The 20,581-nt window shown below is 72.2% G+C and carries 20 protein-coding genes; 15 read left to right on the top strand and 5 right to left on the bottom strand.

Features of this window, described 5'->3' with window-relative positions; all coding sequences use genetic code 11:
• The first annotated feature begins 16 nt into the window (after nucleotides 1-16).
• On the top strand, nucleotides 17-598 hold the full coding sequence (locus tag ACIA5G_RS13770; protein ID WP_395923161.1) for a TetR/AcrR family transcriptional regulator: 582 nt from the start codon (nucleotides 17-19) through the stop codon (nucleotides 596-598).
• Here the strand turns inward: ACIA5G_RS13770 and ACIA5G_RS13765 are convergent.
• A complete protein-coding gene (locus tag ACIA5G_RS13765; RefSeq protein ID WP_395923160.1) occupies nucleotides 558-1,007 on the bottom strand; it encodes a hypothetical protein in 450 nt (149 codons plus the stop codon). The two genes, ACIA5G_RS13770 and ACIA5G_RS13765, sit on opposite strands and share 41 nt — an antisense overlap.
• Before the next feature lie 134 nt (nucleotides 1,008-1,141).
• Here ACIA5G_RS13765 and ACIA5G_RS13760 point away from each other — a divergent pair, with 134 nt between their 5' ends.
• The 4 genes from ACIA5G_RS13760 (at nucleotide 1,142) to ACIA5G_RS13745 (ending at nucleotide 7,082) form a co-directional block, all read left to right on the top strand.
• A complete protein-coding gene (locus ACIA5G_RS13760) occupies nucleotides 1,142-2,656 on the top strand; it encodes an MFS transporter (RefSeq protein WP_395923159.1) in 1,515 nt (504 codons plus the stop codon).
• 123 nt (nucleotides 2,657-2,779) lie between these two features.
• On the top strand, nucleotides 2,780-4,231 hold the full coding sequence (locus ACIA5G_RS13755; protein ID WP_395923158.1) for a glycoside hydrolase family 76 protein: 1,452 nt from the start codon (nucleotides 2,780-2,782) through the stop codon (nucleotides 4,229-4,231).
• A gap of 157 nt (nucleotides 4,232-4,388) precedes the next feature.
• Nucleotides 4,389-5,630 carry an MFS transporter gene (locus ACIA5G_RS13750; protein ID WP_395923157.1) on the top strand — a complete coding sequence of 414 codons (1,242 nt, stop codon included), beginning with the start codon at nucleotides 4,389-4,391 and terminating at the stop codon, nucleotides 5,628-5,630.
• Between the two features lie 258 nt (nucleotides 5,631-5,888).
• On the top strand, nucleotides 5,889-7,082 hold the full coding sequence (locus ACIA5G_RS13745) for a GGDEF domain-containing protein (RefSeq protein WP_395923155.1): 1,194 nt from the start codon (nucleotides 5,889-5,891) through the stop codon (nucleotides 7,080-7,082).
• A 1-nt stretch (nucleotide 7,083) separates the two neighbouring features.
• Here ACIA5G_RS13745 and ACIA5G_RS13740 read toward each other — a convergent pair whose 3' ends face one another.
• Nucleotides 7,084-8,013 (bottom strand): LysR family transcriptional regulator, encoded by a 930-nt coding sequence (locus ACIA5G_RS13740; RefSeq protein ID WP_395923153.1) that lies wholly within the window; start codon nucleotides 8,011-8,013, stop codon nucleotides 7,084-7,086.
• A 126-nt stretch (nucleotides 8,014-8,139) separates the two neighbouring features.
• Here ACIA5G_RS13740 and ACIA5G_RS13735 point away from each other — a divergent pair, with 126 nt between their 5' ends.
• The 9 genes from ACIA5G_RS13735 to ACIA5G_RS13695 all read left to right on the top strand — a co-directional run bounded on the left by ACIA5G_RS13735 (nucleotide 8,140) and on the right by ACIA5G_RS13695 (nucleotide 17,632).
• A complete protein-coding gene (locus tag ACIA5G_RS13735; protein WP_395923152.1) occupies nucleotides 8,140-8,847 on the top strand; it encodes an SDR family NAD(P)-dependent oxidoreductase in 708 nt (235 codons plus the stop codon).
• Nucleotides 8,848-8,875: 28 nt separating this feature from the next.
• Complete coding sequence (locus ACIA5G_RS13730; protein ID WP_395923151.1) at nucleotides 8,876-9,229, top strand: YybH family protein; 354 nt, start codon at nucleotides 8,876-8,878, stop codon at nucleotides 9,227-9,229.
• Between the two features lie 37 nt (nucleotides 9,230-9,266).
• A complete protein-coding gene (locus tag ACIA5G_RS13725) occupies nucleotides 9,267-9,686 on the top strand; it encodes a molybdopterin-binding protein (protein WP_395923150.1) in 420 nt (139 codons plus the stop codon).
• 178 nt (nucleotides 9,687-9,864) lie between these two features.
• Nucleotides 9,865-10,071, top strand: coding sequence for a hypothetical protein (locus ACIA5G_RS13720; protein WP_395923149.1), 207 nt, complete (start codon nucleotides 9,865-9,867; stop codon nucleotides 10,069-10,071).
• A gap of 67 nt (nucleotides 10,072-10,138) precedes the next feature.
• The gene (locus ACIA5G_RS13715) at nucleotides 10,139-10,651 is read left to right on the top strand and encodes a winged helix-turn-helix transcriptional regulator (RefSeq protein WP_395923148.1); all 513 of its coding nucleotides are present in this window, start codon (nucleotides 10,139-10,141) and stop codon (nucleotides 10,649-10,651) included.
• Nucleotides 10,652-10,653: 2 nt separating this feature from the next.
• Nucleotides 10,654-11,187: a pyridoxamine 5'-phosphate oxidase family protein gene (locus ACIA5G_RS13710; protein ID WP_395923147.1), complete on the top strand. Its 534-nt coding sequence runs from the start codon at nucleotides 10,654-10,656 to the stop codon at nucleotides 11,185-11,187.
• A 119-nt stretch (nucleotides 11,188-11,306) separates the two neighbouring features.
• Nucleotides 11,307-13,316, top strand: a complete 2,010-nt coding sequence (locus ACIA5G_RS13705) for a phosphocholine-specific phospholipase C (RefSeq protein WP_395923146.1) — start codon at nucleotides 11,307-11,309, stop codon at nucleotides 13,314-13,316.
• Between the two features lie 129 nt (nucleotides 13,317-13,445).
• Nucleotides 13,446-14,783, top strand: coding sequence for an MFS transporter (locus ACIA5G_RS13700; RefSeq protein WP_395923145.1), 1,338 nt, complete (start codon nucleotides 13,446-13,448; stop codon nucleotides 14,781-14,783).
• Nucleotides 14,784-14,848: 65 nt separating this feature from the next.
• Nucleotides 14,849-17,632, top strand: a complete 2,784-nt coding sequence (locus ACIA5G_RS13695) for a BTAD domain-containing putative transcriptional regulator (protein WP_395923144.1) — start codon at nucleotides 14,849-14,851, stop codon at nucleotides 17,630-17,632.
• Between the two features lie 51 nt (nucleotides 17,633-17,683).
• On the opposite strand, the gene ACIA5G_RS13690 is transcribed toward ACIA5G_RS13695, so the two are convergent.
• The 3 genes from ACIA5G_RS13690 to ACIA5G_RS13680 form a co-directional block, all read right to left on the bottom strand.
• Nucleotides 17,684-18,160 carry a hypothetical protein gene (locus ACIA5G_RS13690; protein WP_395923142.1) on the bottom strand — a complete coding sequence of 159 codons (477 nt, stop codon included), beginning with the start codon at nucleotides 18,158-18,160 and terminating at the stop codon, nucleotides 17,684-17,686.
• Between the two features lie 104 nt (nucleotides 18,161-18,264).
• Nucleotides 18,265-19,032 (bottom strand): SDR family oxidoreductase, encoded by a 768-nt coding sequence (locus ACIA5G_RS13685; RefSeq protein WP_395923141.1) that lies wholly within the window; start codon nucleotides 19,030-19,032, stop codon nucleotides 18,265-18,267.
• Between the two features lie 11 nt (nucleotides 19,033-19,043).
• The gene (locus ACIA5G_RS13680; protein WP_395923140.1) at nucleotides 19,044-19,949 is read right to left on the bottom strand and encodes an NAD(P)H-binding protein; all 906 of its coding nucleotides are present in this window, start codon (nucleotides 19,947-19,949) and stop codon (nucleotides 19,044-19,046) included.
• 94 nt (nucleotides 19,950-20,043) lie between these two features.
• Between ACIA5G_RS13680 and ACIA5G_RS13675 the strand changes: the two genes are divergently transcribed.
• Nucleotides 20,044-20,553 carry a winged helix-turn-helix transcriptional regulator gene (locus ACIA5G_RS13675; RefSeq protein ID WP_395923139.1) on the top strand — a complete coding sequence of 170 codons (510 nt, stop codon included), beginning with the start codon at nucleotides 20,044-20,046 and terminating at the stop codon, nucleotides 20,551-20,553.
• The last annotated feature ends 28 nt before the right edge of the window (nucleotides 20,554-20,581 follow it).

Below are 20,581 nucleotides of genomic sequence, written 5' to 3'. Positions count from 1 at the left end.
ACGGTAGCATGTCTCCATGGCAACCCGGGCGGCCCAAGCCGAGAAGACGAGGCAGACGGTGCTCGACACCGCCCGGAAGCTGTTCGTAGAGCACGGTTTCGACGCCACGTCGCTGCAGCAGATCGCCGATGCGATGGGCGTCACGAAGGCGAACGTCTACTACTACTTCCGCACCAAGATCGCGATCCTCGAAGCGCTGCTGGAGCCGACGGTCGCGGCGCTCACCGCGCGTCTCGACGACGCCGAGCGCATCACCGACCGGGAGGAGCGGATCGACCACCTGATCACGACGTGGGTCGACCAGGTGGTGGTCGCCTACCGCACGATCGCGCCGATGAGCCGGCACGACCCCATCGCCCGCCGGCACGAGAAGATCGCCCGCGAGCTGGACGAGCTCGCCCAGCGCGGCCTGCACCTGATGTTCGGCCCGGCGCCGACGGTCGACGAGCGGGCCGCCTACTGGCTGATCAGCGACCTGGGTGTGGTGAACCGGCGGCTCGACCACCTCGGCGACGACGAGCTGCGCGCGACGCTCGTCCGCCTCTGCCGGGGCGTGGTCAGGGAAGCCGGCAGGGCCCGAAGTACAAGCACTCGATGACCGCCCTCGGGTCGAGCGCCCGCGCCCGAGGCTCCAGGGTGTCCAGCAGGGGAGCGATCCGGTCGAAGTCGACCTTCCCGGCCGCGGTGAACGGGAAGAACTGCTCCCCGGTGTCGTGCTCCGGGCAGCCGCTGCCGCGCAGGTTGCCCGCCGCCACCAGGCAGAACACCTCGTCACCTTCGCCATCGAACGTGAAGTAGCTCTGCAGCCGGACCGGCGTCGTGTCGGAGACCGCGTTCATCCGCTGCCCGCCGAAACTGCCGGGGTAGTGCCAGCCGGCGCGCGGATCGTCGGCGAACCACGTCTCGGCGGGATCGTCGGCGCCGTCGAGGAGCCAGCCGCGCGCGGTGAGGAACTCGTGCACACTCCGCTGGCGGGCGAGCGGCAGGTCGGTCGACGACGTGGTCATCGGGGTCCCTTCGAGCGAGGCGGTCGGCCCACCCAGTGTCGCCCCCGCCCGGTCCCCACGATCGGGTGACCTTCGGCGGAGAACCGAGACGCGCACCGGCGCCGAGTCTCGGAACCCGGACGTAGCGTCGGACCATGCGGATGCAGCTGGAACCGGCCACGCCGTCCGCCGGCCGCCGCGCGTGGACGGTCGGCGTGATGTGCACCGCCGTCGGCCTTGTGATCGCCATGGTGACGATCGTGAACGCGGCGCTGCCCGCGCTCGCCGCCGACACCGGGGCCAGCCAGGCCGAGCAGACCTGGATCGTCGACGTCTACACGCTTGTGCTGGCCGCCCTGGTGCTGCCGGCCGGCGCGCTCGGTGACCGGCACGGCCGCCGCGGGGTGCTGGTCGCCGGGCTGGTGGTGTTCGCCTTCGGGTGCGCCGCGCCCGTGTTCTTCGGGACGTCGACGTGGCTGATCGTCGCGCGGGCGGTCACCGGGCTCGGTGCGGCGATGATCATGCCGGCGACACTGTCGATCATCAACGCGAGCTTCCCGCCGGAGCGGCGCGGCCGGGCCATCGGGATCTGGGCGGCCGTGGCCGGCATCGGCGGGCTGGGTGGGCTCGTGCTCGCCGGTGTGCTCCTGGAGCACTTCTCGTGGCATTCAGTGTTCCTCGCGCCGGCGGTGCTGTCGGTGGTCCTCGTGGCCGCGAGCCTGACCGTGCCGACCTCCCGCGACCGCCACCCGCACGCGTTCGACACCGCCGGCGCGATGCTCAGCGCCCTCGCGATCGGCGCGGTGGTGTTCGGCATCCTGCGGGTCGCCGACCTCGGCTGGGGCCACGGCCTGGTGCTGGGGTCCATCGCGGCGGGCCTGGTGCTGGGCGGGTTGTTCGTGGTGTTCGAACTGCGCTCCGCCGCCCCGCTGCTGGACGTGCGGCTCTTCGGCAACGCGGCGTTCGCGACCGGCTCGGTGTCGGTGACCGTGCAGTTCACCGCGGCGTTCGGCATGTTCTTCGCGCTGGCGCAGTACCTGCAGCTGGTCCAGGGTTACTCGGCGCTCGATTCAGGGCTGGCGCTGTGGCCCGTGGCCGTGACGCTGTTCCCGTTGTCGCTGGTGTCGTCGCCGCTGGTCCGCCGGTTCGGGCTGCGGGTGGTGACCTGCGGCGGGCTCGCGGTCGTCGTCGCCGGGATGGTGCTGATCGGCCGGCTCGGCGCGGACAGCGGGTACCTCGCACTTGCGGTCGCCGTGTGCGTGCTGGGCGCCGGGATCGGCGTGACGGCCCCGGCCGCGACGAGCGCGATCCTGGACAACGTGGCGCCGTCGCAGTACGGCGTGGCTTCGGCGGTCAACGACGCAACGCGCGAAGTCGGTGCGGCACTGGGCATCGCGCTCGTCGGCAGTGTGCTTTCGGCCGCCTACACCGGTTCCGTCGCCTCGGCCACGGTGCTGCTCGCGCCGGCCGCGCGCGAGGCCGCCGACGGCTCGCTCGCGGGTGCGCTCGCCGTGGCCGCCGGTTCGGGCCCGGCGGGTGCTCAGCTGGCGGCGGCCGCACGAGACGCCTTCACCCGCGGCATGGGGATCAGCATGCTGGCACTGGCCGCGGTCGTGGTGGCCGGCACCCTCGCCGCCGCCGCGCTGGGCCGCCGGAAACGCCGTCCCTGACTGACAAATAGTTGTCTGGACCAAAAACCGGTGATCTGTTGACTTCCGGCCGGATCCGGAGTCACCCTGAAAACCGTCCCCCGCCGGGCCCGGGCGGTCCCCTCTCCACCGAGGAGATCTTCCATGCCCAGAAAAGGTTTTGCGGTTGTGCTCGCCATTCTGCTCGGTCTTGCCGGCAGCGCGACACCCGCCGACGCCGAGCCGGCGGCCGCACTCGCCACCATCTGCAACAAGTACTGCGACGGCGCGGATCCGGCCGGTTCGCCGGGTGACCGCCGCCCGGTCTCGGCGACGGTGTTCGGCCGGTCGATCGGGCTGCACTTCGACGACAGCGACGCGATGGGCTGGGCGTCGATCGAGACCGGCAGCCCGGGGGACGAGGTGTGGCTCGACCGCTCCTTCGACGGCGGCCGGTCGTGGGCTTCGGGCAGCCGGCTCGGGGCCACGAAGATCCCGGCGGGCAACGGTGGCTGGCGCACCCTGATGTACAACGTGGACGACTGGAACAACACCGGTGTCGGTGCGCTGCGGGCGTGCGGGAAAGCCGGTGACCGCGCGGACATCGCGTGCACGGCGTGGGCGCGCACGACGTGGAACGCGGGGGAGCGGCGGACGGCCGCGGCCACCGCGCAGATGATGTTCTACAACAACACGACCGGCCTGTTCGACACCACCGGCTGGTGGAACTCGGCCAACGCGCTCACGGCGGTGATCCGCAACGTCCAGGTCACCGGGATGCCCAGCTACCGCTACGCCATCGCGCGCACCTACGACAAGAACATCAACGGCGCGCTGGGCCAGTTCCGCAACGACTACATCGACGACACCGGCTGGTGGGGGCTCGCCTGGGTGCTGGCCTACGACGTCACCGGCGACAGCCGGTACCTGAACACCGCCCGCGCCGACGCCGACCACATGGCGGCCTACTGGGACGGCACGTGCGGCGGCGGGGTCTGGTGGAGCACCGCGCGGACGTACAAGAACGCCATCGCCAACTCCCTCTACATCCAGCTCAACGCGGCGCTGCACAACCGGATCGGCGGCGACAGCGTTTACCTCAACCGCGCGAAGAGCGGGTGGACCTGGTTCCAGGGCACCGGGATGGTGAACGGCTCGTCGCTCGTCAACGACGGCGTCAACCTCGGCACCTGCCGCAACAACGGGGACACCGTCTGGTCGTACAACCAGGGGGTGCTGATCAACGCGCTGACCGAGCTGAACCGGGCAACCGGCGACGCCGGCCTCCTGACCACTGCCCGGCGGCTCGGCGACGCCAACGTCACGTCGTCGTCGCTCAACACCGGCGACGGCATCCTGCGCGACCCGTGCGAGAGCGGCGACTGCGGCGGCGACGGCCCGTCCTTCAAGGGCGCCGACGTCCGCGGGCTGGCCGCGCTCAACGCGGCACTGGCCGACCATCCGTACACGACGTACCTGCGCAGGCAGGCGGACCGGGCGTACTCGGCCGACCGGAATGCCCTTGACCAGTACGGCCTTCGGTGGTCCGGGCCGCTGGACAAGATCGACGCCGCTCGTCAGCAGAGCGCGCTGGACATGGTGAACGCGGCTTCCTAGGGATGTGCCGGTGCGGCCCCCGAGCCGGGGCCGCACCGGCCTTCGCCAACACTCCGGGCACCCGGCGGAAGCCTCGTTCGGGCGTAGTGGCCCGCTCCCGCAAGCGCTACGGTGAGCTGTTCGGGCAACGCTCTCCGTGACAGGCTGTGGAGTGGGGATGGCGGGTCGGCGTCCGGGCCGGACGTGGTCCGCCTTTGCGGTGCGCGAGTTCCGCGTGGTGTGGCTGGCGGGCCTGCTTTCGGTGGCCGGGGACCAGCTGGCGCGCGTCGCGCTGGCGATCCTGGTGTACCAGCGCACGGGTTCGGCGGCGCTCAGCGCGGCGACGTACGCGTTGTCGATGCTGCCCGCGCTCGTGTCCGGGGCACTGCTGTCGTGGCTGGCCGACCGGTACCCGCGCCGGCAGGTGATGGTCGTGTGCGACGCGGCCCGGGCCGTGCTCGTGGCCGTGATGGCGCTGCCCGCGACGCCGCTGCCGGTGATGGCCGCGCTGCTGGTGCTCGTGCAGCTGATCGAGGCGCCGTTCTCCGCAGCGCAGGGCGCGGTCCTGCCGGACATGCTGGGCGCCCGATACGAAGCGGGCCAAGCGGTGCAGCAGGTCACCGGGCAGCTGTGCCTCGTAGTGGGATTCGCCGCGGCCGCGGTGGTGGTCGCCGGGGTCGGGGCGCACCCGGCGTTGGCGATCGACGCGGCCACTTTCGCCGTCTCCGCCGTGCTGATCCGGGCGGGCTTGAGTAGTTATCCGCCGTTCCACGCCGAAGTCGCAGCGGCGTCTTGGTGGCGACGCTCGTGGCGTCAGATCGCGGCGGGCGCGGTGGTCGTGCGCCGCGATCGCACCCTCTGGACGCTGGTGTGGCTCGGCTGGCTGGCGCTGTTCACCGTGGTCCCGGAAGGGCTTGCCGTGCCGTTCGCCCGGCAGGTGGGTGTCGGCGGCGCGTGGATCGGCGTGCTCCTCGCGGCCGAACCGGCCGGCGCGGTCGCCGGGGCACTGCTGTTGCGGCTGGTCGCCCGGCCGGTGCGGATGCGCGCGCTGGGCGTGCTCGCGGTCGGGACGTCGGCGCCGTTGATGGCCTACTGGGCCCGGCCCGCTCTGGGCACGGCGCTGGTCCTGCTGTTCGTGTCCGGGGTGTGCTCGGCCTACCAGGTCACCGCGGGGGCGACCTTCGTCCAGCTCTCCCCGCCCCGGGTGCGGGGGCGGACGCTCGGGTTCGCGCGGACCGGGATGATCGCCGGCCAGGGGCTCGGGATCGTTTTTGGTGGCGTGCTCGCGCAACTGGTCGGCCCGGCGACGGCGATCGCCTGGGCGGGAACCGCGGGAGCGCTCGTTGCGCTCGCCGCGGCCGTCGTCTGGTCGCGCCGCCGTCCCGACACGATCTCCGCCGGTCTTCCCGCCGAAGTCTGACTCCTGGTTTCACCAGCCCTTGTCGCTCATCGCGGGCTCCTTTCGTGCGGTTCGTCCGGTGGCGGACACCAAAAATGGTCTCAGCCGTCCGGTCGAGTGGCAGCGCGGGGAAAGGGCTGACATCCGGCGGGCACCCGGCTACCGTTGGCGAGCACGTGGTCACGGCGCAGAGCGGGGGGCACTGCGATGGGCGGACGTGAGACCACCGGCGGGGGCTGGGCGCCACCGCGGTGGAAACTCTGGCAGTTACCCGGACGCGTGCGAGCGTTCGTCCTCGGTGTCGACCTGGCGGCGCTGGTCGTGCTGGTGTTCGCGGTCCGGGCCGGGCCGGACGCCCGGGAATGGGCGGCGGCGGGCTGGCTCGCCGCCGCGGCGATCCTGCACCTGCACGCGTCCCACGCCATCGAACGCCGTCGCCGCGACCGGTCGGGTTCGCCGTACGTGGACCTCTGCAGCGTCTGGATCTTCGCCGGCGTGGTCGTGCTGCCGCTGGTGCTCGAACTGGCGCTGGTGGCCGTGATCTACGGGCACCGGTGGGTGCTGGTCAACCGGTTCGACCCGTTCCGGCCGCCGCACCGCACGGTGTTCACCGCCGCGACGCTCGCGCTGGCCGCGTCGGCGGCGTTCGCGGTGCTGCAGCTGACCGGCGCCCACCTGAGCTCCGGCGCGCGGCCGGGCTGGGCCGACCTGGCGGCCGTGGTCGCGGCCGCCGGGGTGCAGTGGGCGGTCAACACCGCACTCGTCGGCACGGTCATCGCCTGGACCGTTCCCATCGAGCACCGGCGGCAGGTGCTGGGCAGCGCGTCGGACAACCTGCTGGAGGTCAGCCAGCTGGCGCTCGGCGTGTTCATGGCGCTCGCGCTGCTGTGGTGGCCGCCCGTCGCGCTGCTGATGATCATCCCGACGTTCGCGCTGCACCAGTGTGTCCAGCTCGACCAGTTCAAGATCGCCGCCCGCACCGACCAGCGCACCGGGCTGCTCAACGCGATCGCGTGGCACGACCAGGCCGAGCACGCGCTCGACCGCGCCCGCGCCACCGGCGGCCGGGTCGGGGTGCTGATGATCGACCTCGACTGGTTCAAGCGCATCAACGACACCCACGGCCACCTCGTCGGCGACGACGTCCTCGCGGAGGTGGCGGCGGTGCTCGCGAAGACGGTCCGCCGCGGTGACGCCGTCGGCCGTTACGGCGGTGAGGAGTTCGCGGTCCTGCTCCCGGGGGTCGACCAGGACGAAACCCGCACCATCGCCGAGCGCATCCGCGGCCGCATCCGGGCCCTGCGCATCACGGCCCCGTCGGGCGAGCTGGTGGAGCTGTCGGCGACCATCGGCGCGGCGCTGTACCCGGCGCTGCCGGAGTCCGGTTTGGACGATCTGATCCGGGCCGCGGACAACGCGCTCTACGCGGGCAAGGAAGCGGGCCGGGACCTCGTGGTGCTGGCGGCGCGGTGAGTCACGCTTTTGGTGCGGTGGCAGCGATGTGCGGGTCGTCGGCGGGCAGCCACGCTTCGCCGGAGTCGAGGTCGAGCCGCCCGACGTCGCGGGTGAGCACCTCGATCGTCGCCCGGACGGCGGTGCGCGTCTCGTCGCGGCGCGCCACCAGCGACCACGTCCAGAACGGCGCCGGATCCACCACCGGCCGGCGCGCCAGGTCCGGCGGTGTCGGGGCCGTCTGGCCCTTCGGGTTGTTGAGCACCGGGCGCCGCAGCTTCCGGATGTAGTCGAAGAACGCCGGGCCGGTGGCGGTGCCTTCCGGGGCCTGGACGACCGTCGCGCCGGTGGCCGCGGCGAACTCCTCCGCGTAGACGTTCCAGGACGCCCAGCTCGTCGTGTCGGGGTCCACGAGCACCACGACGTCCTTCGCCGCCACCTCGGCGGCGGTGCCGGCGCCGATCGCGTACAGCCGGTCCGCGCCGATCAGCCGGCCGGTCAGGTCGTGCTCGGCCAGGTCCGCCGCACGCACCCAGCAGATCGCCAGGTCGATGCTGCCGTCGGCGACCCGGCGTGCCTGGGCGTGCGACGGCAGCACCCACGGGTCGACGTGCAGCTGCGCCACCCCGGCCACCCGGTCGAGCAGGTCGGCGGGGCGCCAGCTGACGTAACCGAGCCGCACCGGCTCGCTCGCGGCCAGCCCCGCCGCCGACCGGCGCAGCTCGTCCGCCTGCTCGAGGAGGGCGCGGATCCGGGGCAGCAGTGCCTCGCCGCACTCGGTGAGCGTGACCGAACGGCGGTCGCGGTCGAAGAGGCGGACACCCAGGTCGCGTTCCAGCGCCTTGATCTGCTGGGACAGCGAAGGCCCGGCGATGCGCAGCCGCTCGGCGGCCCGGCCGAAGTGCAGTTCTGTGGCGACGGACACGAAGTACCGAAGCTGGCGTAGCTCCATACCCGGAGCTTAGTGCGCTGGGAGGGCGGGCCTCCCAGCTGAGAGCGAACCGGTCGTGGCGGCGGCCCGCGCCCCGGCACACCATCGGCTCAGGAAGAGCAAAACCCCTCAAGGAGGTCCACAGTCATGAGCACTCAGAAGGTCGCGGTGGTCACCGGCGCTTCGCAGGGCATCGGCGCTGCGCTGGTCGAATCGTATCGCAAGCTCGGGTACGCCGTGGTCGCGAACTCGCGGTCCATCACCCCGTCCGGTGACGCCGGGATCCTGACCGTCGCGGGCGACATCGCCGACCCCGCGGTCGGCGCCCGGGTGATCGAGCGGGCGCTGGCCACCTTCGGCCGCGTCGACACGCTCGTCAACAACGCCGGCCTCTTCGTCGCGAAGCCGTTCACGGAGTACACCGCCGCCGACTTCGAGCTGGTGACCGGCGTGAACCTGCGCGGCTTCTTCGAGATCACCCAGCACGCGCTGGCGGCGATGCTCAAGACCGGCGGCGGCCACATCGTCAACGTCACGACCAGCCTGACCGACCACGCGAACAGCGCCGTGCCGTCGGCGCTGGCGTCACTGACCAAGGGCGGCCTGAACGCGGTCACGAAGTCGCTCGCGATCGAGTACGCCACGCGGGGCGTCCGCGTGAACGCCGTGTCACCCGGGATCATCCGCACCCCGATGCACCCGGCCGAAACCCACAACGCGCTCGCGAGCCTGCACCCGGTCGGGCGGATGGGCGACATCGCCGACATCGTCGACGCGGTCGCCTACCTGGAAGGCGCACCGTTCGTCACGGGGGAGATCCTGCACGTCGACGGCGGCCAGAGTGCCGGGCACTGAAACCCTTCCACAGCAAAGGAAAACCGGCATGAGCACCGAAATCCTCACGGCCGTGCTGGACGGCTGGAAGTCGGCGGTCGACGCGCACGACCCCGGGCGCGTCGCGACGTACTTCACCGAGGACGCGATCTTCCAGGGCCTGCACCCGTACAGCGTCGGCCGCGAAGGTGTGGCGGAGTACTACGACTCCCAGCCTCCGGGCATGACCGCGGACTACACGATCGTGGAAACCCGCCGCCCCGCCGAGGACGTCGTCTTCGGTTACGCGAGCGTCGTCTTCGGCTTCACGGACCGGCCGGCGATCACGGTCCACCTGGGTGTCCTCCTCCGCCGCACCGGCGACGGCTGGCTCATCGGCCACTACCAGGTCTCCCGGCTCTGAGGGGCGGGGTTTCCCGGGCGCGGTTACAGTCCCGGCCATGGGTCTGAGCATCCGCAACCAGCTCGCCGGGACGGTCTCCGCCGTCACGCCGGGCGAGGTGATGGCGACGGTCAAGACACGCCTGTCCGGCGGGCAGGAGGTGACGGCCGCCGTCACCCGGGAAGCCGTCGAGGACCTCGGTCTCGCCGAAGGATCGGCCGTGCGCGTGCTGGTCAAGTCGACCGAGGTCTCGCTGGCGACGGGCCCGGTGCGCGGCATCAGCATCCGCAACCAGCTGCCGGGCGAGGTCACCGCCGTCGCGACCGGCGGGGCGATGGCGACGGTGAAGGTGGCCGTCGAGGGCGGCGAGCTGACCGCTTCGATCACCCGGGAAGCCGTCACCGAGCTGGGTCTCGAGGCCGGCTCGAAGGTGGTCGCGCTGGTCAAGTCGACGGAGATCTCCCTGGCAACCGCCTGATCGCGGGGTGGATGCGCGTCGCGGCTGATCGACGTCGGTGAGCTGCGGGACCGTTCGCAGGTCCGGCTCGACGTCGACCACGTGACCTGCCGCAAGCGGGAGCGGCACGAGGTGCTGGGTGTGCACCGGTACGACGTGCTGCGGGAAGGTCCGCTCCCGCTGGACCTCGAAGCACAAGATGTCCGGTCTGACCGTGGTCGTCCTGGCGGTGTCCGAAGACGGGTTCCAGGTGGTGCTGTCCCTGGCGGAGATCGACCCGGAGTTCGGCCACTGCGCGGCCCTGCCGGCGACCCGGTACAACCGCGAGGTCCTGTCGAGGCCGACGCTCGTCATGCCCGGTGACCTGAGGGCGAGCCGCTATGTCCGCGGGCCGGCCGGGCGCTGAGTGTTGCGGCCACCCCGCCCGGCCCCCATACTGGTGCAGCAATGCAACCAGTTGTGAGGTGGAAGCGGTGCGGAAGGATTCGCGATCGGCTTGCCCGATCAACCTGTCGCTGGAGATCTTCGGTGACCGGTGGACCCTGCTCGTGCTGCGGGACGTCGTGTTCGGCGGGGCGCGGCACTTCCGCGAGCTGCTCGGCGGGGAAGAGCGGATCTCGTCGAACATCCTCGCCGACCGGCTCGGCGTGCTCGTCGAGCACGAGCTGCTCACCAGGGCGGGCGATCCTTCGCACAAGCAGAAGGTCACCTACAGCCTCACTGAGCGGGCCATCGAGCTGGTGCCGGTCCTGGCGCAGCTCAGCGCCTGGGGCGTCCGGCACCTGCCGGTGGCCGACGCGTACGCCGCGCGCGCCGAAGTGCTGACCGCCGGTGGCCCGCCGCTGTGGGAAGCCTTCATGGACGAACTGCGCGAAACCCACCTCGGACCCGCGGCTCGCCGCGGGAAGGCGCCGGACGGCCCGACCGTCGCGGCACGCCTGGACGCGGCCTATGCCGCGGCCGTAGAAAACCGACGATCGGAGTGATCATGCAGACCCGGCTCGACGAACGGTTCAGCGATCCCGGCACCGAAGCCACCGGCTGGTCCGAAACGGTGAAGGTGCTCGAAACGGCGCAGATCAGCTGGCTCACGACGGTGCGCGCCGACGGCCGGCCGCACGTCACGCCGCTGGTCGCGGTGTGGCTCGACGGCGCCGTCCACTTCAGCACCGGCGCCACCGAGCAGAAGTACCTCAACCTCACCGCCAACCCGGCCGTCGTGCTGACGACCGGGTGCAACACCTGGGACGACGGGCTCGACGTCGTGGTGGAAGGTGTGGCGCGCCGCGTCACCGACCGGCCGGTCCTCGAACGGCTCGCCGATGCCTGGCTGTCCAAATGGGACGGCAGCTGGCGCTACGACGTGACCGGCGAGGGGTTCAGCCAGGCCGGTCACGACTCCGCGGTGTTCGCGGTCGTGCCGGAGAAAGTCCTGGCCTTCGGGCGGAACCGGACGAACGGGACGTCCGGGGACTCGATGCTGTCGACCGTCGAGTTCACCCACACCAGCCACCGGCCGTAGCGCCCTACCTTCAGGCGTTTACCAGGGTTTCGCCCGGCGTTAGCCTCGGGCCCGGCAACGGTTCTCGATCAGCGACCCATACTGGCCCGGCTTCCCACCACGACACCCCCGGAGTCCCCATGACGGACGTCAACCGCCGACGTTTCCTGCAGCTGGCCGGCGGCACCGCTGCCCTTTCCGCGCTGTCCACCAGCATCGCCCGCGCGGCGGAGATCCCCGCTCTCCGCCGCACCGGGACGCTGCGGGACATCGAGCACGTCGTGGTCCTCATGCAGGAGAACCGGTCGTTCGACCACTACTTCGGCACGCTGCGCGGGGTGCGCGGCTTCGGTGACCCGCGGCCGGCGGCTCTGGCCTCCGGCAAGCCCGTCTGGGCGCAGTCGGACGGGACGCGCGACATCCTGCCCTTCCGTCCCGAAGCGGACAACCTGGGCCTGCAGTTCATCCAGGACCTCCCGCACGGCTGGAACGACACGCACGCGGCGTGGAACCAGGGCCGGTACGACAAGTGGGTGCCCGCTAAGGGCTCGACCACCATGGCGTACCTGACCCGCGAAGACATCCCGTTCCACTACGCGCTGGCCGACACGTTCACCATCTGCGACGCCTACCACTGCTCGTTCATGGGTTCGACCGACCCGAACCGCTACTACATGTGGACCGGCTACACGGGCAACGACGGCTCCGGCGGGGGACCGGTCCTCGGCAACGACGAGAAGGGCTACTCCTGGACGACCTACCCCGAGCGGCTCGAGCAGGCCGGGGTGTCGTGGAAGGTCTACCAGGACGTCGGTGACGGCCTCGACGCCGCCGGGGGCTGGGGCTGGATCGACGACGCCTACCGCGGCAACTACGGCGACAACTCGCTGCTGTACTTCAACTCCTACCGCAACGCCAAGCCGGGCGACCCGCTGTACGACAAGGCCCGCACCGGCACGAACGCGAAGGCCGGCGACGGCTACTTCGACCACCTCCGCGCCGACGTCAAGGCCGGGAAGCTGCCGCAGGTGTCGTGGATCGCGGCGCCGGAGGCGTTCTGCGAGCACCCGAACTGGCCGGTGAACTACGGCGCCTGGTACATCGCACAGGTGCTCGACGCGCTGACGGCGAACCCGGAGGTGTGGAGCAAGACCGCGCTGTTCATCACCTACGACGAGAACGACGGCTTCTTCGACCACGTGCTCCCGCCGTACGCCTCGGCCGGTCAGTCCACTGTGGACACCACCGGGGAGATCTACACCGGCTCGGCGCAGCAGCCCGGCCCGTACGGGCTCGGCCAGCGTGTCCCGATGCTGGTGGTCTCGCCGTGGAGCAAGGGCGGCTGGGTGTGCTCGGAGACCTTCGACCACACCTCGATCATCCGGTTCGTCGAGCGGCGCTTCGGGGTGCACGAGCCGAACATCTCGGCGTGGCGGCGGTCGGTGTGCGGTGACCTGACCTCGGCGTTCGACTTCGCGCACACCGACACGAAGGTCCCCGCCCTGCCGGACACCGCCGGGTACGCCCCGCCGGACCGCGTGCGGCACCCGGACTACGTGCCGCAGGTTCCGGCCCACGGCGTGCTGCCGAAGCAGGAGCGCGGGCTGCGGCCGGCGCGGGCGCTGCCGTACGACCTGGCGGCCGACGCCCGGGTGGCCGGCGGGAACCTGACGGTGACGTTCGCCAACCACGGCCGCGCGGGCGCGACCTTCAACCTCACCTCACCCTCGGCTGACCCGCGGACCTACACCGCGGGCGCCGGGCGCTCGCTGTCCGCCACGCTGCCCGCCGCCGGTGGTTACGACTGCACCGCGCACGGGCCGAACGGCTTCGTACGGCAGTTCCGCGGCACCACGGCCGGGCCCGAGGTGGGCGTGCGCTGCGACGGCGACGACCTCACGCTGGTGCTGACCAACGGCGGCACCACCCCGGTGCGGCTGACGCTGAAGGACGCCTACGGCCGGCGTTCGGCGACCCGGCTGCTGCGGCCGGGGGCGCGGGTCGTCGAGCACGTGGACACCCGGCGCAGCAACCACTGGTACGACGTCTCGGTGGTGTCGGACCACGACCCGAAGTTCCTGCGCCGGCTGGCCGGGCACGTGGAGACGGGCCGGCCGAGCACCAGCGACCCCGCCACCCTCACCGACTGACCGTTTTTCACGCTCGCGGCGCCGGCCCCTCCGGGGGACCGGCGCCGCAGTGCGTCGGCGACCTCTTGCCGATCATATCGGAAACCATATACGATCCGGGCCACGATCCACGGGCACAAAGGAGTGGTCATGGCGCGCCTGTTCGGAAGCATCAACCGTGAGCACCGCCGCGTGGTGCTCGCCGCGATGGCCGGGACGACGATCGAGTGGTACGACTTCTTCGTCTACGCGATCTCTGCGGGGCTGGTCTTCGCGACGCAGTACTTTTCCGCGCTGGGCAAGGACGCGCTCATCCTGTCGTTCGCCACGGTCGGGATCAGCTTCTTCTTCCGGCCGATCGGCGCGGTGATCGCCGGCCACCTCGGCGACCGGCTCGGCCGGCGCGCGATGCTCATCGCGACACTGCTGCTGATGGGCGTCTCCACGGTGCTGATCGGCCTGGTGCCCGGCACCGCGAGCATCGGCGTGGCGGCGCCGATCCTGCTGGTGGTGCTGCGGATCGTGCAGGGCTTGTCCGCGGGCGGCGAATGGGGCGGCGCGGCGCTGCTGGCCGTCGAACACGCTCCGGCCGGCCGCCGCGGGCTGTACGGCGCGTTCCCGCAGATCGGCGTCCCGCTGGGGTTGCTGCTGGCCAACGGCGCCCTCGCGCTGGCCGCGGCGGTCACCACCCCGGCGCAGTTCCTCGCGTGGGGCTGGCGGATCCCGTTCCTGCTGAGCTTTGTGCTCATCGTCGTCGGCTTCGCGATCCGCAGCCGCGTCGCGGAGAGCCCGGTGTTCGAGGAGGTCCGCCGGACCCGCAGCCGGTCGAGCCTGCCGCTGGTCCCGCTGGTCCGCCACCACGGGCCGCTGGTCCTGCTGGGCGCGGTGCTGTTCGCGGCGAACAACGCGGTCGGCTACATGACGACCGGCGGGTACGTGCAGTCGTACGCGGTGAAGACGCTGCACCTGGACCGGTCCACGGTGCTGGCTGCGGTCATGGTGTCGGCGGTGGCGTGGCTGGTGAGCACCCTGATCGGCGGCCACCTCGCCGACCGGATCGGGCGGATCGTGGTGTACCGCATCGGTTTTGCCGTCCAGCTGGTGTGGATGGTCCCGTTCTTCGCGCTGCTCGACACCGCGAACGTGGGCCTGCTGGTGCTCGCGCTGGTGCTGTTCTCCGTCGGCCTCGGGTTCACCTACGGCCCCCAGGCGGCGCTGTACGCGGAGATGTACCCGACGCACGTCCGCTACAGCGGCGCGGCGATCTCGTACGCGATCGGCGCCGTCCTGGGTGGCGCGTTCGCCCCGACGATCGCCGAAGCCCTGCAGTCGAGCACCGGCACCGTTTATTCGGTGTGCGCGTACCTGGCGGGCATGACCGTGCTCGGGCTCGTCGCGAGCTTCTTCATCCGCGACCGGCGGGATGTTCCGCTGAGCGACACGGAACCGGCGGGCGGCCCGGTCGTGGCCGGCGACGCCGTGCCGTGACCCCGCCGCCGGCCCGCTTGCCTGTCATAGGGTGGTGAGCGGCGGCTGCGGGGAGGAGCGGTGCGGTGCTGCGTGTGCTGGGGGAGGTCGGCGCGTCCGCCGACGGCGCGGCCGTGGATCTCGGGCATCCCAAGCAGCGCTGCGTGCTGGCCGCGCTGGTCGTCGACCGGGACCGGGCGGTGCCGGTCGACCTGCTCGTCGAACGGGTCTGGGGTGCCGCCGCGCCGCGCCGCGGGCGGGAGACCGTGCACAGCTACGTTTCGCGGCTGCGGCGGGCGTTGGCCGTGACCGGAGAGGTGACGATCACCCGGCGGGCCGGCGGTTACGTCCTGGAGACCGGTGCGGCCGAGGTCGACCTGCACCTCTTCGAGGACCTGCGGGCAAAGGCCAATGCCGACTCCAGCGACGAGCGTGCCGCGTCCCGGCTGACCGAGGCGCTGTCGCTGTGGCGCGGGCCGGCGCTGGCCGGTCTCGCCGGCGAATGGGCGGAGTCCGAACGCGAACGCCTCGGCGGCGAGCGGCTGGCGGCCCGGCTCGAGCTGGTCGAGGTGCGGCTCCGGTTGGGGGAGGGCGCACGGCTGGTCACGGAGCTCGCGACGCTGGCCGCCGCGCACCCCTACGACGAGCGGATCGCCCGCCAGTACCTGACGGCCCTGCACCGGGCCGGCCGGACGGCCGACGCGCTCGAGCACTACCGGCGGGTCCGCACCCGCCTCGCCGACGACCTGGGTGTGGATCCCGCCGCGCCGCTGGAAGAACTGCACCGGCAGCTCCTCGGCACGCACCGGCCGGCGGCGGCTCCCGCGCCGCTCGTGCCGCGGCAGCTCCCGCCGGCGATCCGCGACTTCACCGGCCGCGAAGATCACCTCGCCGAGCTCGATGCGCTGCTGCCGCCCGAGGACGGCCAGGCCGCCGGGCAGGCGGTGGTGATCTCCGCGCTCGACGGCTCGGCGGGCATCGGCAAGACGACGCTCGCCGTGCACTGGGCGCACCGCGTCCAGCACCGGTTCCCCGACGGCACGCTGCACACCAACCTCCGGGGTTACGGTCCCGGCCGCCCCGCGTCGCCGGACGAAGCCCTCGACGACTTCCTGGTCACGCTCGGCGTGCCCGCGGCGGCCGTCCCGGCGGGCACCGGCGCGCGGTCCGGGCTGCTGCGCACGCTGCTCGCCGGCCGGCGGATGCTGCTGGTGCTCGACAACGCCAACAGCGCCGAGCAGGTGCGGCCGCTGCTGCCGGGCTCGCCGGGCAGCATGGTCCTGGTCACCAGCCGCGACAGCCTCACCGGTCTCGTGATCACCGAAGCCGCCCACCGGCTCACCCTCGACGTGCTCTCCTTCGACGAAGCACTGCACCTGGTCGACGGCATCGTCGGCGCCGGCCGGGCCGCGGCGGAGCCCGAGGCCCTGCGGGAACTGGTCGGGCTGTGCGCCCGGCTGCCGCTGGCGCTGCGGATCGCGGCCGGCCGGGTGGCCGCGCACCGGCACGTGTCCGTCGCCGACGTCGTGGCCGAACTCGCCGGCGACGACCGCTCCCGGCTCGACGCGCTGGCGTGGGGACAGGATCCGTACGCCGCCGTCCGCACCGTGCTGGACTGGTCCTACGAACGACTGCCCGCGCCGCAGGCGCTGCTGTTCCGGCGGCTCGGCCTGCACCCCGGCCCCGACGTCTCCCTGCCCGCGGCCGCGGCCCTCGTGGGCCTGCCGCCGCGGGAGACCCGTGAGCTGCTCGCCGCCCTGGTGCACGCCAACCTCATCACGCTCGTCGCGCGGGACCGCTACCGCTTCCACGACCTCCTGCGTGCGTACGCGGCCGAGCAGGCGCGCGAACTGGACGGCCCGGACGACCGGCGCCACGCCGTCGACGCGGTGCTGACCTGGTACGGCCACACCGCCCACCGCGCCGACCGGTTGCTCTACCCGGCCAGCACCCGGCTCGTGACCGCCCCGCCCGAACCTCCGCACGAGCACACTCTCGCCGACCGCGACGACGCCTGGTCCTGGTTCGCCGCGGAGCGCGCGAACCTCGTCGCCGCCCTGCACCACGCCGTCGACGCGGAACTGGACCGGCACGCCGTGGGGCTGGTCGACGCCTTCGGGTTCCTCATCCTGATGGGCGGCTGGGAAGAGCGGATCGCGACCGCGGACGCGGGCCTGGTCGCGGCGCGGCGGGCCGGGGACCACGCGCACGAGGCGAACGTCCTGCTCGCCCGCGGTGAAGCCCTGCTCCACCTCAACCGGCCCGAGGCCGAAGCCGACCTGGCCCGCGCCGCCGAGCTGGCCCGGGAAGCCGGCCACCCGCCCATCCGCATCGCCGCCCTCAACGACCTCGGCCGGCTGATGCTCGGCCAAGGACGGCACACGGAAGCGTTGCAGCGCCTCGAAAGCGCCCTCACGCTGAGCCGGGGCGTCGACACCGGCCGCTGGGAAGCGGTCGTCGACGGCGTGCTCGCTTCGGTGCATGCCGACCTCGGCAACCACGACAAGGCGATCGAGCACAGCGAACGCAGCGCGAGCCTGCGCCGCCGGATCGGCGACTCCGACGGTGAAGCGTGCGCGCTCACGGCACTCGCCAAGGCGTGGCAGGGCCTGGGCGACCACGACCGGGCCATGGCCCACTGCCGCCGGGCGATCAGCCTGGGCCGGGCTTCGCTCGGCAGCCAGGACGAGACACTGGCGCCGCCCCTGGCGGTTCTGGCGGGCTCGCTGCACCACGTGGGCCGGGCGGACGAAGCGCTCGCGTGCTGGCGGGAAGCGGCCGCGATCTACGCCGAGCGCGGCTTGGACAGCGACGTCACGGCGATCCACGAGCGCATGCGGACCGCCGCCTCCACGGGCTCGGCGCGCTGAACCCGCGGACGGACCGCCGTCCCGGTGCGGCCGGGACGGCGGCCCGCGTGGTCAGCGCGCGACGACCGTGTAGCCGTAGGCCAGCAGGTTGCCGGTGTGGCTGCTGAACTTGTCCGACCGCGCGCGGAAGGTGTAGCTGCCGCTGACACCGTTCACCTTCGGCGTCCAGCACCGGGTCTGCCCCGGCGCGACACGGCCGTTGCCGCCGGCGGTGTCGCACGTGACATCGCTGACCCAGGATCCGTCCCGGTAGGTCTGCAGGTAGACCTGCGCGTACTCGCTGACCGTCATCGGGCTGCTGTAGATCACGAAGCCCCAGTAGTTGTACGCGCTGTCGCGGCACAGTTCGACGGTCGCGACCCGGGTCCCGCCGGTCAGCGCCGTCACCGGCGCGGTCTTCACGATGGTTCCGTAACCGCTCTTGTGCTGGCAGTCCGGGGCGGCCTGCGCCTGCGCCGAAGCGGGCACGGCCACGCCCAGCACGGCCGCGGCCGCCACCCCCAGCGTCGCGATGACTCTCCTGATCATGAACCCCTCCACATCTCCGTGCGGCGATCGCCGCGCCGGCCCACCATGCGGAGTCCGTCGTGCGGTTTCCTTGAGGAAAACCGCAAGGCGCTGGTCGCCGGCGGCTACCAGTCGAGGTCGACCGCCAGGAACGGCTCGGTCTCCGGAGCCGCCTTCCGGGCCCGCAACATCCGTTCCGCCGGGGCGCCGACCGCCACGCGCAGCGGCGGCGCCGGATTCTCGATCGTGTCGGCCACCGAGGCAGCGACCTCCTCCGGGGTGACGGCTTCCCCGCGCAGAGCACCGAGTTGCCGGTACAACGGCGCGTACGGGCCGTCGTCCGCCAGGAACGTCGGGGCGCGCTCGGCGCCGCCCGACGACACGGCGCCCGGCTGCACGATGCTCACCTTGACACCGAAGTGGCCCGTTTCGATGGCGAGTGTCTCGGCCAGCGCCTCGAGCGCCCATTTGCTGGCGCCGTACGGGCCGATCATCGGCAGCACGAGCCGGCCCTGGACGCTGGACACGAACACGAGGTGACCCGAGCCGCGCGCCCGCATCGCGGGGAGCACCCCCTGCGCCACCCGCAGCGCGCCCACGGTGTTGAGCCGGAAGAGCCGTTCGACCTCCGCCAACGGAACGCTTTCCAGTGGCGCGCGGACGGTCTCGCCGGCGTTGCTGACCAGGACGTCGATGTCCCCCGCGGCGTGGATGGCCTGCCGGACACTGTTGTCGTCGGTGACGTCGAGGCGCAGGCGCTGGTCGACCGGAAGATCGTCCAGGGCTTCGGGACGGCGCGCGGTGGCGACCACCCGGTGGCCCCGGCCGGCGAGCTCGACGGCGATGGCGCGGCCGATGCCCTTGGACGCGCCGGTGATGAGCACGGATGACATGGGTGTTCTCCTCACGGGGCAGGGACGAAGTTGGGGCCGCTCGTCTCGAAGTCGGCCTTGCGCTCGACGACGAACCGCTCGACGGACAGTGGTGCCCGGCCGCCGACCTGCTCGACGACGTCGTTCGTGCCGGCGAACACGCCGTTCCGGTAGTCGACGGCGACGTTGCTCAGGTGCTGCACGGGGTGCGCGGCCATCCCGCGCCGCCTCATCGCCGAGGCGAACTCCTCAACGCTGATCGGCTCGTAGTGCACCGGGATGCCGAGCACACCGGAGATCGTGCGGGCGATGTCGTGGTGGTCCAGCTCGACCGGGCCGTGCAGCGAATAGCCGGCGCGGTCGTGCGGCTCGGGGTCGGCGAGCACCGCGGCGATCACGCGGGCCTGGTCGGTCGCGGCGATCGGCGCGTGCCGGCCCTCGCCGAACGGGAGCCGGAGGAAGCCTTCGCCGCCGCGCCGTTCCCACCACGTCGTGAGCCACTCGGCGAAGAACGTGGGACGCAGGTGTGTGGTGCGCAGGCCGGTCCGGTCCAGCAGGCGTTCGGCGAGCCAGTGCTGCCGCGCGGCGAGGCTGCCGGCCGCCCGGCGGGCGGAGATCTGCGACATGTCCACAACGGACCGGACGCCCGCTTCCGTGGCCGCCTGGGCGAAGTTGACGGTCGCCTCGAGCAGCCCGTCGCGGATCGGGTAGCACAGGTAGGCGCCGCTGACGCCCTGCACGGCCGCGGTCACGTCGTCGAGGTCCAGCAAATCGGCTTGGACCACTTCGGCCCCGGCCGCGGCGAGCGCGCGCGACCGTTCGTCGTCCCGGTGCACCATGGCCCGGACGCGGTGCCCGCCCGCCAGCAGCAGCTCGGCCGTGGCGCGCCCGGTCTTGCCGGTGGCGCCGGTGATCAGGAAGAGCCGGTCGTCTGTCATCGAGAAACCCCTCGCCGGTTAGTTCGGTCATTGAACTACCGCACCGTAGCACGGGGCAGTTCAATGAGTGAACTAGCAGGAGTACGCTGGGGGCATGGTTCTCCCCAGCACCTACGCGGACCGCAACTGCTCACTGGCGCGCTCCCTCGAGATCGTCGGGGAGCGGTGGACGCTGCTCATCGTGCGCGACGCGTTCTTCGGCGTCCGCCGGTTCGGGGACTTCGCCGACCGGCTCGGGATCCCGCGCGCGGTCCTGACCACCCGGCTGAAGTCGCTGGTGCAGGAGGGCGTGCTGACCCGTGAGGACACCGGCGGGGGTGCCGTCGAGTACCACCTCACCGGCAAGGGCCTCGAACTCTGGCCGATCCTGCGCGCGATGATGGCCTGGGGTGACGACTTCTATTCGCCGGCGGGCGCGAAGCGCGTCTTCCGCCATGACGAGGACGGCGGTCTGCTCGACCGCGACGGCCGGTGCGAAGAGTGCGGCGCGGTGGTCCCGGTGCCCGCGATCCGCCTGGAGCGCGGCCCCGGCTTCGAGCCGGCGGGCGCCGGCCCCACGCCGCGACGGCTGCTCGAGCCGGTCGGGAAGGCGTCCGACGGCTGAGCCGCCCGCCGCGGAAACCGCGGTGAAA

It is taken from the genome of Amycolatopsis sp. NPDC051758 (assembly GCF_044453095.1).
Taxonomy (GTDB): domain Bacteria; phylum Actinomycetota; class Actinomycetes; order Mycobacteriales; family Pseudonocardiaceae; genus Amycolatopsis.
This window is presented reverse-complemented; position numbering and strand designations above follow the sequence as displayed.